The sequence below is a fragment of the Pseudocitrobacter sp. RIT415 genome, from assembly GCF_003057695.2.
Classification (GTDB): domain Bacteria; phylum Pseudomonadota; class Gammaproteobacteria; order Enterobacterales; family Enterobacteriaceae; genus Pseudocitrobacter; species Pseudocitrobacter faecalis.
Window position 1 is genome coordinate 18,064 of sequence record NZ_QBJC02000012.1, and the last position, 11,950, is coordinate 30,013.

Here is an 11,950-nt window from a genome sequence, read left to right on the forward strand (position 1 = left end):
AAACTAGTTTCGGTTACGGGTGACTTTAATGACGTCCGGCATCACGCGGATTTTGCGCATGATATTCGCCAGATGTACGCGGTCGCGCGCCGTCAGGCGGATGAAGGCGCTGTAAACGCGGCCATCTTTCTCTTCAGTATTCAGGCTCTGAATATTGGACGTCGCCGTATTGATTGCCGCCGTCAGGTTGGCCAGTGCCCCCTGATGATTGAACATATCAACCTTAATTTCGGTGATAAATTCCTGCTCAGTCTCTTTGTCCCACTCAACCGCCATAAACTTCTCGGGCTCTTTCTGATAGCCACGGATGTTACGACAGGATTCATGGTGGATAACCAGACCTTTGCCTGGGCTGACGTGAGCGATAATCGGGTCGCCCGGAATGGGACGGCAGCATTTTGCGAAGGTGATCAGCACGCCATCCGCGCCTTTAATAGGCAGATGCGCATGGCCAGAAGCACCCGGCGCGGAAGGTGTCGCTTCGCCCTGTTGCAGGTTTTTCGCCACCACCACGCTCATGGCGTTGCCGAGGCCAATTTCAGCGAGTAGATCGTCAAGTGAGGTGAGTTTCATGCGATCCAGTTCGCGCTGGATATGCTCTGGCGGAATTTCCGCGAGCTTACGGCTGCCACCCAACGCGTGGTTGAGCAGGCGACGACCCAGACTTACGGAATCATCACGCTTGAGGTTTTTCAGCAACTGGCGAATTTTGGCGCGCGCTTTCGAGCTGACGACAAAGTTGAGCCACGCGGCATTTGGGCGAGCGCCCGGCGCGGTAATGATTTCAACGGTTTGGCCGCTGGAGAGCGGCTGCGACAGCGGGTAAGGCTGACGGTCGACGCGTGCGCCCACACAGGCATGACCGATATCGGTATGCACCGCGTACGCAAAGTCGACAGGCGTTGCACCGGCAGGCAATTCGACAATGCGCCCTTCCGGTGTGAAAACGTAAATCTCATCCGGGAAGAGATCGGATTTAACGCTCTCGATAAATTCAAACGAGCTACCGGCACTCTGTTGCAGCTCCAGCAGGCTCTGCATCCAGCGCTGGGCGCGGATTTGCGCGGTAGTACTGGTTTCGCCATGCTCTTTATAAGCCCAGTGCGCGGCAACCCCCATCTCTGCCATTTGATCCATATCTTCGGTACGGATCTGAACCTCAACCGGCACACCGTGTGGGCCAATCATTGAGGTGTGCAAAGATTGATAGCCGTTCGCTTTTGGAATGGCGATGTAGTCTTTCACGCGACCTGGACGCGGCTTATACAGGCTGTGCATCTGGCCGAGCACGCGATAGCAGGTATCGGAATCATTGACGATCACGCGGAAAGCGTAGATATCCATGATCGAGTGAAAACGCTGCTCTTTGAGCACCATTTTGCAGTAAATCGAATAAAGATGTTTCTCGCGACCACTGACGCGGCACGGTATTCCCGCTTCCTGCAAACGCCCTTCGATTTCTGAGAGGATTTTTTGGATCATCTCTTTACGGTTGCCGCGCGCGGCTTTCACCACTTCTTTGATCACGCGGTAACGGTTGGGATACAGCGCCTCAAAACCCAGCTCTTCGAGTTCGGTTTTGATGTGATGGATACCTAAACGGTGTGCCAGCGGGCTGTAGATTTCGAGGGTTTCACGGGCGATGCGGCGACGTTTGTCCGGGCGAAGTGAGCCCAGCGTACGCATGTTGTGGGTACGGTCAGCGAGTTTGATGAGAATGACGCGGATATCCTGCACCATCGCCATAATCATCTTGCGAAAGTTTTCGGCCTGCGCCTCTTTCTTATCGCGGAACTTGAGTTTATCAAGTTTCGACACCCCCTCTACCAGTTCGGCGACGCTTTTACCAAAAAGCTGTTCCATATCCTGGTAGGTGGCAGGGGTATCTTCAATCACGTCATGCAGCAGCGCCGCCATTAGCGTTTCATAGTCGAGTTTCATCTCGGCCAGAATGCAGGCAACCGCCACCGGGTGCGTGATGTAGGGCTCACCGCTTGAACGTGTCTGGCCCTCGTGAGCGTCACGTGCAACGAGGTACGCCTGCCGCAGACGTTTGATTTGATCTTCCGGCAGGTAGTTTTGAATCAGCTGATTCAGGCTTTCAAACAGATACAAGGGCGACCCGCTCTGTAATTAACGACGACCTTCAGCAATAGCGGTAACGGCCTGTAATTCAGCGGCTTCCTGCTCTTGCTGTTCCTGGCGCTCGCGCACGTCGAGGATCTGGTTGTTGATCAGACCTTCTTCGATTTCGCGCAGTGCGATTACTGTGGTTTTATCGTTTTCTTCCGGTACCAGCGGATCCTTTCCGCCTACCTGCATCTGACGAGCGCGACGCGCGGCGACCAGTACCAGGTCAAAACGGTTACCAATTTTCTCTACAGCGTCCTGAACAGTTACGCGTGCCATACTTTAATGCTCCACAGGTGAAGAAATGACTGGGCATGATACTGAAAGTGGGTTCAGTCTGCCAATAGTTTGCTGATTAAAGCGTCATGTCGCTGCTTTTGGCGGCTCATGCGCAGACGTTCAGCACGGATAATCGTTTTCAGATCGCCTAAAGCGGTATCGAAATCGTCGTTCACGATCAGGTAATCATATTCCGCATAATGGCTCATTTCTGCAACTGCCTGCGCCATTCGTTTGGTGATCACCTCTTCGCTGTCCTGACCGCGGCCACGCAGGCGGCGATCCAGTTCAATTTTGGACGGCGGCAGGATAAAAATACTGCGCGCGTGCGGCATTTTGCTGCGAATTTGCTGCGCGCCCTGCCAGTCGATATCAAGGAAAACATCGACGCCCGTTGCCAGCACTTGCTCAATGGTTTCACGCGAAGTGCCGTAGTAATTACCAAACACTTCCGCATGTTCAAGAAACGCGTCTCTGCTAATCATGTTTTTGAATTCGTCATGATTCACAAAGTAATAATGTTCACCGTGCACTTCACCCGGACGCGGCGCGCGCGTGGTATGTGAAACAGAAACCTGAGTGTCGTATAACGGTTGGGTTTTCAATAAAGCCTGAATCAGGCTGGATTTACCTGCGCCACTGGGGGCAGAAACAATATAAAGCGTGCCTTGAGCCATGAGTATTTGTGTATGTTGCCAGCAATGAAGTTCTACATACGGGCTTATTATACACGTCGGCGCATCGTGACGTAGTCTTTGTCACACTTTTTGCGCTGGTTTCTTTCATTTTGCGTGCCACTTTCCTGATTTCCTTACCTGTTGCTGCAACAAATCAATTTCCCTGGAAGCCTCCTCGGGGAATTCGCATGAGGCATTCGCAATCTTTTTTGCCTGGCGGTACAACGCCTTTACAGTGCAAAAGGAGGGGCGAAAGTGAAAAGGATACTGCTGCTGTTAATCGCGACCGTAGCGGGGGCTCAGGCAACTTGCCCTGCCTGGGCTCCTGCTCGTGCGAAACAAGAAGTTGCGCAGCTTACGATGCAAATTGCACGCTGGAATGATGATTACTGGCGGCAGGGCGCGAGCGAGGTGAACGACGGCGTTTACGATCAGCTCTCAGCGCGATTGACGCAGTGGCAGCGCTGCTTTGGCTATGCCGAAGAGGCTGAGAGCACGCCACCGGGGCAGATTTCCGGCACTATGCATCCGGTTGCCCATACAGGCGTACAGAAGCTGGCAGATGCGCAAGCGGTCAGTCAGTGGATGGCAGGGAAAAACAATCTCTGGGTACAGCCTAAGGTCGATGGCGTCGCGGTGACGCTGGTTTATCACCAGGGACGCTTGCTGCAGGTCATCAGCCGTGGCGATGGGCTAAAAGGGGAAGACTGGACCGAGAAAGCGCGGCACATCCCAGATATTCCCAAAACCGTCACAGGCAGGCTGGCGGAAAGTGTGCTGCAGGGGGAGATTTTCCTGCAGCGCAACGACCATATTCAAAAGCAGATGGGGGGCGTGAATGCCCGCGCTAAGGTCGCCGGTGCCCTGATGCAACGAAGTGAAAGTAAAACGCTGGCGAATCTTGGCGTGTTTATCTGGGCGTGGCCTGATGGGCCGCAGCATATGGAAGAGCGGCTGGCCTTGCTGAGCCAGGCTGGCTTTCCGCTGGCGCAGCGTTACACGAAACCGGTGATGCGGGTTGAAGATATCGCGAGCTGGCGCGACCGCTGGTTTACCTCGCCGCTGCCGTTCGTGACCGATGGCGTGGTGGTTCGCTCAGCCGATGAGCCAGAAGGAAAACACTGGCTACCCACGCAGGGCAGTTGGGTTGTCGCCTGGAAATATGTTCCGGCAGCACAGGTGGCTGAGGTAAAAAACGTAAGCTTCACGGTGGGGCGTACAGGAAAGATTGCCGTCGTCGCCCAGCTTGTGCCGGTGAAGCTGGATGATAAACAGGTTCAGCGGGTGAATATCGGTTCAGTCGCACGCTGGCAAACACTGGATATCGCCGAGGGCGATCAGGTGCTGGTCAGCCTGGCCGGACAGGGGATCCCACGCATTGATAGCGTGGTATGGCGCAGTACGCAGCGTATCAAGCCCACGCTGCCTTTGCAGAAATACAATGCGCTCACCTGCTTTTACGCTACGCCCGGCTGCGAAGAGCAGTTTATAGCGCGGCTGGAATGGCTGAGTTCGAAGGCGGTTTTTGATATTGATGGCCTGGGCCGCGCGGGCTGGCAGACGCTGCATCAGGCACAATCTTTCGAGCATCTTTTTTCATGGCTGGCACTGACGCCGGAACAACTGCGCCGCACGCCAGGTATTACACCCTCCCGTGCGACGCAGTTATGGCATCAATTCAACCTGGTACGCCAGCAACCGTTCAAACGCTGGGTGACGGCGTTTGGCTTACCGCTGAGCAAAGCGGCGCTGGGTGCGCTTGCGGATAACCGCTGGGATACGTTGGCGTCGAGAAGCGCTCAGGACTGGCAACGCTTTCCAGGTATGGGAAACCTGCGCGCGCAGCAGATGGTGGAGGCGGTACATCATCCGGACATTTCCCGGCTGGCGCAGTGGCTTGCCAGCCAGACAATCCCCGGATTTTAAACTCAGTGCGCGTTGTGCTTGTAATAAAACACCGGCAGGCCCAGCTTCAGACGCAGCGCCAGCAGGCGGGCTGTGAAGCCAAACAGCAGGGTGGCGATCACCACGACGTCCTGGTTGCTAACATAGTGCTGCAGGGCAACATAGAGCACGGCGGCGGAAAACGACACGCCCGCGTAAAGTTCTTTCTGAAACACCAGGGGAATGCGCTTACAGAACATATCGCGCAGCACACCGCCAAAGACGCCGGTGACGACGGCAGCAATGGTCGCGATGACCGGGCCTTCGCCCATGTCCAGCGCGATTTGCGCGCCGATGATGGAAAATACCACCAGGCCCAGCGCATCCAGCACCAGAAACACTTTACGCAAATAGGGCATGACCGGGGCCACAATAGTCGTCAACACTGCCGCTGTTGCCACGATAATCACGTATTCCGGGTGCTTCACCCAGCCCAGCGGATAGTGGCCTAGCAGGATATCACGCACCGAACCGCCGCCAAGCGCTGTGGCGGTCGCGATGATAATGACCCCAAAGGTATCCATGCGTCGACGCCCGGCAGCCAGCGCGCCGGTCATGGCTTCGGCGGTAATGCCGATAAGGTAAAGAACATGCAATAACATATGAGCCCCCGAAATCGATGGCGGAAGGGTAACGATTTGTGCGCGGCGTCACGATTGAGATTTTCTAAGGTGAAGGGATTTGGCTTAGGAAAAGTAATGACGGAATTTTGTTTGGCTGAGGGCTAACGGGGTTGAAGCATTTTCAAAAACGAATTTTAACTTAGAAAAACTAAAGTGGCCCACATGAGGTGGGCCAACGAAGAACCGATTACTCGATGTTCTGGATCTGTTCGCGCATCTGCTCAATCAAAACTTTAAGTTCGATAGCAGAATTTGTCACATCGGCATTAATGGATTTCGACGCCAGGGTATTCGACTCGCGGTTAAATTCCTGCATCATAAAGTCGAGACGACGACCAACGGCCTCTTTCTTCTTCAGGATGTTATAGGTTTCTTTAACGTGCGCTTCCAGACGGTCGAGCTCTTCGGCGACATCAATACGCTGCGCCATCAGCACCAGTTCTTGCTCAAGGCGGTTATTTTCCAGCTGAACTTCGGCATCTTCCAGTTTGGCGACCAGGCGTTCACGCTGCCATTGCAGAATTTCCGGCATATGTGCACGCACTTTGGTGACTTCATTGCTGACGCCTTCCAGGCGTTGTTCGATCAATGCTTTCAGCGCCTGACCTTCTGTTTCGCGGGCGATGATGAAGGCATCCAGGGCTTTATCCAGCGCCGAAAGAATTTCAGTGGTAATGGCGTCCAGATCCTGTTCCTGTGCTGCCATCACGCCCGGCCAGCGCAGAATATCGACCGGATTAATCTCGCCTTCGTCGCTCTGCATTTTGACCCAGTTTGCCGCGTTAACCAGCTGTTTAGCCAGTTTCTCGTTGAGGATCAGCTCGCCCTGTGCGCTGGCGTCAGGCTCAAAACGCAGGGTGCATTCGACTTTACCGCGCGTCAGACGCGTGCGCAGACGCTCGCGGACTACCGGCTCCAGGCTGCGGAACTGCTCAGGCAGACGGAAATAGGTTTCGAGATAACGCTGGTTCACTGAGCGCAGTTCCCAGGAGGCACTGCCCCATTGGCCCTTGATTTCATGGCGGGCGTAGGCGGTCATACTGCGGATCATAGACGTTCCTGTTTTTAAAGGAGTGATGGAGGGATTATAGCTATCCCTCACCTGCCAGGATAGGAATAACCGCCGGAAGTCCGTATAATGCGCAGCCACATTCGTTTCAAGCCGGAGATTTTATCATGCGTCCAGCAGGCCGTAGCGCTAACCAGGTGCGTCCCGTCACCCTGACCCGTAATTATACAAAACACGCTGAAGGCTCCGTGCTCGTCGAATTCGGTGAAACCAAAGTCCTGTGCACTGCCTCTGTAGAAGAGAGCGTGCCACGTTTTCTGAAAGGTCAGGGCCAGGGTTGGATCACCGCAGAATATGGCATGTTACCCCGCGCCACCCACACCCGTAACGCACGCGAAGCGGCGAAGGGCAAGCAGGGCGGTCGTACCATGGAAATTCAGCGCCTGATTGCACGTGCGCTGCGCGCGGCGGTTGATCTGAAAGCGCTGGGCGAGTTCACCATCACTCTCGACTGTGACGTGATTCAGGCCGATGGCGGCACCCGTACTGCATCTATCACCGGTGCCTGCGTGGCATTGGCCGATGCGCTGAACAAACTGGTTGCTGCCGGCAAACTGAAAACCAACCCAATGAAAGGTATGGTGGCCGCGGTTTCCGTTGGCATTGTCGATGGTGAAGCGCGTTGTGACCTCGAGTACGTTGAAGATTCGGCGGCAGAAACCGACATGAACGTGGTGATGATGGAAGATGGCCGCATGATTGAGGTGCAGGGCACCGCAGAAGGCGAGCCGTTCAGCCACGAAGAGCTACTCACCTTGCTGGCGTTGGCCCGAGGGGGTATCGAATCCATTGTAGCGACGCAGAAGGCGGCGTTGGAAAACTGATTTTTAAGGCGACTGATGAGTCGCCTTTTTTTTGTCCGTAGAAAAGTAAGGAGCGAATCCATGAAACCGTATCAGCGCCAGTTTATTGAATTTGCGCTTAGCAAGCAGGTACTGAAGTTTGGCGAATTTACGCTGAAATCCGGGCGCAAGAGCCCCTATTTCTTCAACGCCGGGCTGTTTAATACCGGGCGCGATCTGGCGTTGTTAGGCCGCTTCTACGCCGAAGCGCTGGTCGATTCCGCGATCGAGTTCGACCTGCTGTTTGGCCCGGCCTACAAGGGTATTCCGATTGCCACCACCACTGCGGTCGCGCTGGCGGAGCATCATGATCGCGATCTACCGTACTGCTTCAATCGTAAAGAAGCGAAAGACCACGGTGAGGGTGGTAGCCTGGTGGGTAGCCCACTACAGGGTCGCGTGATGCTGGTAGATGATGTGATCACCGCAGGCACGGCGATCCGCGAATCAATGGAAATCATCCAGGCTAACGGCGCGACACTGGCTGGCGTACTGATCTCTCTCGATCGTCAGGAGCGTGGCCGTGGCGAGATTTCTGCGATTCAGGAAGTGGAGCGCGACTACGGTTGCAAAGTTATCTCCATCATCACCCTGAAAGACCTGATTGCCTATCTGGAAGAAAAACCTGAAATGGCGGAGCATCTTGCCGCCGTTCGCGCCTATCGCGAAGCTTACGGCGTCTGATTCATTACGCTGCGGGTTCCGCCCGCAGCGTGATATGCCGAATAGTTTTCCCCGTCATGCCCATGTTATGCTTTCTGTGTCAGCAGTGGCGATAGCGTTTCTGGAGTTATCCAGAAGGGTCGGCGAGTCGCCGACTTCACGCCCGCAGTTCACTCATATACCCAAAGTCGTTCCATTGTACCTCGGCACGTTTCACGTGCGCGCGCTGTCGCGCGAAGTACATTTCCACGCCTTCGGGATGGTTTTCGAGTATCGCCGCTGTTGGCACCCACTTTTCTCAGCGATGTGGAGCGTTGAATGGATGCGACCCGGGTTTGCCTTCTGGCGCTGGACTTATTTAGCTCTCCGGGCTGGAGCGCGAACGAAGAGATACGCCGGCTGTATGCACTCAGCAACAGCACATCGAAGCATTACCGGACTATCGTGTTGTCAAAGCGCGACGGCGGTGAGCGACAGATCCTGGCGCCTGATTATTTGTTGAAAACGGTGCAGCGCAATATCCTCAGGAACGTCCTCTCTCATTTCCCTGTTTCACCCTTTGCAACGGCCTATCGCTCTGGTAGTACCGTGGTTCACAACGCGCGGCCTCACCTTTCTCAATCGCAGATTCTGAAGCTCGACATTGAAGGCTTTTTTGAAAATATCAGTGGGTTACTGGTGTGGCGGGTTTTCCGCCAGACCACACTACCCAACGCTGTGGTGACGATGCTGACCCACCTTTGTTGTTATCGCGATGCGTTACCGCAGGGGGCGGCCACCTCGCCGGCGATTTCTAACCTGGTCATGCGGCGTTTTGATGAACGGATGGGCCGCTGGTGTCAGGAGCGGCATATTGTTTATACCCGCTATTGCGACGATATGACTTTTTCCGGCGAATTTTCCGCCCGGCAGGTGCGTAATAAAGCGGCGGCGCTGCTGGCTGAACTGGGGCTGCGGCTGAATAAACGCAAAACTGCATTGATACCAGCATATAAACAACAGACGGTAACGGGGATCGTGGTGAACGAAAAGCTGCACATTTCCCGGGAACAACGCCGATTGTTGCGCCAGGAAGTGCATTACTGTCTGAAATTTGGCGTTGCGGCCCATCTGAGTCACAGCGGAAAATCAACAGAATCGGCGCTGTGTTACCTTCAGCGTTTGCAGGGGAAAATCGCCTGGCTGCTACAGGTTAACCCGGATGACCGGGCATTCAGGAGGGCGCTGCGTGACGTGCAGCAAATGATAAGGCAGATTGCTCTGCCTGAAACACGTTAGCGAAGCTGCGTGGCCATGAGCGGCCAGCGGGCGTCAAAATCGTCGGTAGGGCGATATTTGAATTCGCTGCGGACAAAACGAGAGAGCATTCCTTCACAGAAGGCGAGCAGCTGACTTGCCAGCAGGGTTTCATCCGTCTCGTAGCCTTCACCTTCACGCATTTTCCGCTCGCGCAGTACCTGGCGCAGCTGGGCTTCAATGCGTTCGAAAAGCTGGTTGATACGCCCCTGCAGGCGATCCTGTTCGAACATTAGCGCGTGACCGGTAAGAATACGCGTCAGGCCCGGATTACGTTCACCAAACCCGAGAATAAGCAGAACAATCAGGCGCAGACGCGCGGTAGTGTCCTTTTCATCTTTTAAAATCAGGTTGATGCGGGTAATCAGGCTATCTTCGATAAACTCGATAAGGCTATCGAACATGCGTGTTTTGCTGGGAAAGTGACGATAGAGCGCGGCTTCGGAAACGCCCACAGAAGCCGCCAGCTTTGCCGTAGTAATGCGTTGGCTACCATCACTGGATTCAAGCATCAGCGCCAGAGATTGAAGTATTTCTTCGCGACGATTCCGTTTCGCAGTTTGCTTTTCTGCCATGTTCTAAAATACCCCTGAAAATAAATGCTCGTCAGGCAGACATCCACACAGTGACCGCAAATCCAAATTTGCAGTGATGTTATTGCATTATGACGCTGTGGGATGCGTTCAAATGTCTCCGCCCCGCATCAAGCCGGGCAGAGACAGAACCGGTTACTGACGCCCGGAGTGGCCGAAGCCGCCTTCGCCACGTTCGGTGGCATCGAAATCTTCAACCAGATTAAACTCGGCCTGTACGACCGGCACAATAATCATTTGTGCGACACGTTCACCCGGTTCGATGGTGAAGGTGGTTTGCCCACGGTTCCAGATAGAAACCATCAGTTGTCCCTGATAATCAGAATCAATAAGGCCGACCAGGTTGCCCAGAACGATACCGTGTTTGTGGCCCAGACCCGAGCGCGGCAGCATCATCGCCGCCAGAGAGGGATCAGCGATGTGAATCGCCAGACCGGTCGGCAGCAGCGTGGTTTGGCCCGGTTCCAGCACGATTGCGCTATCAAGGCAGGCGCGCAGATCAAGCCCGGCAGAGCCAGGTGTTGCATAAGTTGGCAGCGGGAATTCCTGACCAATACGCGGGTCCAGAATCTTAACGTCGATTTTTTTCATCATAACGGGTAACGATCTCGTTCAGTAAAAGTTGGCCCAGCAGCGCTTTGCTGCTTAACGGTAAGCGTTTATCGCCGTCCTGCCAGAAAAGGTGTAATGCATTGTTATCGCTATTAAAGCCTTGATTTGCCTGTGATACATCGTTAGCGCAGATCAGATCGAGGTTTTTGCGGGCGCGTTTTTGCCGCGCATATTCTTCCACATTATTCGTTTCGGCGGCAAATCCGACGACATAAGGGCGGTGCGTTTTCAGCGCTGCAACGCCTGCCACGATGTCCGGGTTTTTCACCATTTTGATAATGAATTCATCGCCCTGCGTGTCCTGCTTTTTAATTTTTTCATCGGCAATGATGGCGGCTCGATAATCTGCGACGGCGGCACAGCCAATGAAAATATGCTGTTTTTGCGCGCCAGCCTGCACGGCGGCGTCCATCTCTTGCGCCGTGGTTACGTCAATGCGTTGCACGAAGGCAGGCGTCGCAAGCGACACCGGGCCGCTCACCAGGGTGACATTTGCCCCGCGTTGTGCGGCAGCCTCAGCAATCGCAAAGCCCATCTTGCCGGAGCTGTGATTGCTGATATAGCGAACGGGATCTAACGGCTCGCGGGTGGGGCCAGCCGTAATCATGATGTTCAGATGTTGCAGATCTTTGACAGGCGAGAAATGCGCCGCAGCCATATCAACGATGGTTAACGGGTCGAGCATGCGGCCCGGCCCGATATCGCCGCAGGCCTGGCTTCCGCTATCCGGGCCCCAGATAAGCAGGTCGCGAGAGGCCAGCACTGACAGATTATGCTGCGTGGCCGCCGCACGATACATCTGCTGATTCATCGCAGGCACCACGGCAACCGGCGATGGCGTCGCCAGGCAAATGGTGGATACCAAATCGTTAGCCATACCGGCCGCTACGCGAGCGATGAGGTCTGCCGTGGCAGGGGCGAGAATCACGAGATCCGCCCACTTACCCAGCTCAATGTGGCCCATTGCTGCTTCTGCCGCCGGGTCGAGGAGGCTGTCGGAAACCGGATATCCGGAGACGGCTTGCAGGCTCAGCGGGGTGATGAAAGCTTTCGCCGCCTCGGTCATGGCAACGCGCACCTCGGCACCACGGTCGCGCAGACGGCGCACCAGTTCGGGGGCTTTATAGGCCGCGATACCGCCGCTCACGCCGAGAACAATTTTTTTTCCGGCCAGGCTCATCATGATTCTTTCCTGTCGAGTTCATCTGAAAGTGGGATTTTA

Annotated in this window: 12 protein-coding genes; 4 read left to right on the top strand and 8 right to left on the bottom strand. The window is 54.9% G+C overall.

What is annotated here, in order from left to right:
- Window positions 1–3 precede the first annotated feature (3 nt).
- From spoT to gmk, 3 genes are read right to left on the bottom strand one after another with little or no spacing between them, the layout of a single operon-like run.
- Window positions 4–2,115 carry a bifunctional GTP diphosphokinase/guanosine-3',5'-bis pyrophosphate 3'-pyrophosphohydrolase gene (spoT, locus tag DBY68_RS13215; protein ID WP_108476544.1) on the bottom strand — a complete coding sequence of 704 codons (2,112 nt, stop codon included), beginning with the start codon at window positions 2,113–2,115 and terminating at the stop codon, window positions 4–6.
- An 18-nt stretch (window positions 2,116–2,133) separates the two neighbouring features.
- Window positions 2,134–2,409, bottom strand: coding sequence for a DNA-directed RNA polymerase subunit omega (rpoZ, locus tag DBY68_RS13220; RefSeq protein ID WP_000135058.1), 276 nt, complete (start codon window positions 2,407–2,409; stop codon window positions 2,134–2,136).
- A 53-nt stretch (window positions 2,410–2,462) separates the two neighbouring features.
- Complete coding sequence (gene gmk, locus DBY68_RS13225; protein WP_108476543.1) at window positions 2,463–3,086, bottom strand: guanylate kinase; 624 nt, start codon at window positions 3,084–3,086, stop codon at window positions 2,463–2,465.
- Between the two features lie 255 nt (window positions 3,087–3,341).
- Between gmk and ligB the strand changes: the two genes are divergently transcribed.
- A complete protein-coding gene (gene ligB, locus DBY68_RS13230; protein WP_108476542.1) occupies window positions 3,342–5,012 on the top strand; it encodes an NAD-dependent DNA ligase LigB in 1,671 nt (556 codons plus the stop codon).
- A gap of 2 nt (window positions 5,013–5,014) precedes the next feature.
- Here ligB and DBY68_RS13235 read toward each other — a convergent pair whose 3' ends face one another.
- Complete coding sequence (locus DBY68_RS13235) at window positions 5,015–5,632, bottom strand: trimeric intracellular cation channel family protein (protein WP_108476541.1); 618 nt, start codon at window positions 5,630–5,632, stop codon at window positions 5,015–5,017.
- A 208-nt stretch (window positions 5,633–5,840) separates the two neighbouring features.
- Window positions 5,841–6,704: a YicC/YloC family endoribonuclease gene (locus DBY68_RS13240; protein WP_108476540.1), complete on the bottom strand. Its 864-nt coding sequence runs from the start codon at window positions 6,702–6,704 to the stop codon at window positions 5,841–5,843.
- A gap of 125 nt (window positions 6,705–6,829) precedes the next feature.
- On the opposite strand from DBY68_RS13240, the gene rph reads away from it, so the two are divergent.
- The 3 genes from rph (at window position 6,830) to DBY68_RS13255 (ending at window position 9,505) form a co-directional block, all read left to right on the top strand.
- A complete protein-coding gene (gene rph / locus DBY68_RS13245) occupies window positions 6,830–7,546 on the top strand; it encodes a ribonuclease PH (RefSeq protein ID WP_015962461.1) in 717 nt (238 codons plus the stop codon).
- Window positions 7,547–7,606: 60 nt separating this feature from the next.
- On the top strand, window positions 7,607–8,248 hold the full coding sequence (gene pyrE / locus DBY68_RS13250; protein WP_108476539.1) for an orotate phosphoribosyltransferase: 642 nt from the start codon (window positions 7,607–7,609) through the stop codon (window positions 8,246–8,248).
- A 297-nt stretch (window positions 8,249–8,545) separates the two neighbouring features.
- A complete protein-coding gene (locus DBY68_RS13255) occupies window positions 8,546–9,505 on the top strand; it encodes a reverse transcriptase domain-containing protein (RefSeq protein WP_108476538.1) in 960 nt (319 codons plus the stop codon).
- Here DBY68_RS13255 and slmA read toward each other — a convergent pair.
- From slmA to coaBC, 3 genes are all read right to left on the bottom strand, one after another.
- Complete coding sequence (slmA, locus tag DBY68_RS13260; protein ID WP_108476537.1) at window positions 9,502–10,098, bottom strand: nucleoid occlusion factor SlmA; 597 nt, start codon at window positions 10,096–10,098, stop codon at window positions 9,502–9,504. The genes DBY68_RS13255 and slmA overlap by 4 nt on opposite strands.
- 153 nt (window positions 10,099–10,251) lie before the next feature.
- Window positions 10,252–10,710, bottom strand: coding sequence for a dUTP diphosphatase (gene dut / locus DBY68_RS13265; RefSeq protein WP_015962466.1), 459 nt, complete (start codon window positions 10,708–10,710; stop codon window positions 10,252–10,254).
- The gene (gene coaBC / locus DBY68_RS13270; RefSeq protein WP_108476561.1) at window positions 10,688–11,908 is read right to left on the bottom strand and encodes a bifunctional phosphopantothenoylcysteine decarboxylase/phosphopantothenate--cysteine ligase CoaBC; all 1,221 of its coding nucleotides are present in this window, start codon (window positions 11,906–11,908) and stop codon (window positions 10,688–10,690) included. Before coaBC ends, dut begins: the two co-directional genes overlap by 23 nt.
- Window positions 11,909–11,950 lie beyond the last annotated feature (42 nt).

What these genes read in the sequence shown, in the direction of transcription:
- rpoZ (WP_000135058.1), bottom strand. Translation starts at nt 2,409, where the DNA reads ATGGCACGCGTAACTGTTCAGGACGCTGTAGAGAAAATTGGTAACCGT.
- rph (WP_015962461.1), top strand. Translation starts at nt 6,830, where the DNA reads ATGCGTCCAGCAGGCCGTAGCGCTAACCAGGTGCGTCCCGTCACCCTG.
- DBY68_RS13235 (WP_108476541.1), bottom strand. Translation starts at nt 5,632, where the DNA reads ATGTTATTGCATGTTCTTTACCTTATCGGCATTACCGCCGAAGCCATG.
- dut (WP_015962466.1), bottom strand. Translation starts at nt 10,710, where the DNA reads ATGATGAAAAAAATCGACGTTAAGATTCTGGACCCGCGTATTGGTCAG.
- gmk (WP_108476543.1), bottom strand. Translation starts at nt 3,086, where the DNA reads ATGGCTCAAGGCACGCTTTATATTGTTTCTGCCCCCAGTGGCGCAGGT.
- coaBC (WP_108476561.1), bottom strand. Translation starts at nt 11,908, where the DNA reads ATGAGCCTGGCCGGAAAAAAAATTGTTCTCGGCGTGAGCGGCGGTATC.
- DBY68_RS13255 (WP_108476538.1), top strand. Translation starts at nt 8,546, where the DNA reads ATGGATGCGACCCGGGTTTGCCTTCTGGCGCTGGACTTATTTAGCTCT.
- pyrE (WP_108476539.1), top strand. Translation starts at nt 7,607, where the DNA reads ATGAAACCGTATCAGCGCCAGTTTATTGAATTTGCGCTTAGCAAGCAG.
- slmA (WP_108476537.1), bottom strand. Translation starts at nt 10,098, where the DNA reads ATGGCAGAAAAGCAAACTGCGAAACGGAATCGTCGCGAAGAAATACTT.
- DBY68_RS13240 (WP_108476540.1), bottom strand. Translation starts at nt 6,704, where the DNA reads ATGATCCGCAGTATGACCGCCTACGCCCGCCATGAAATCAAGGGCCAA.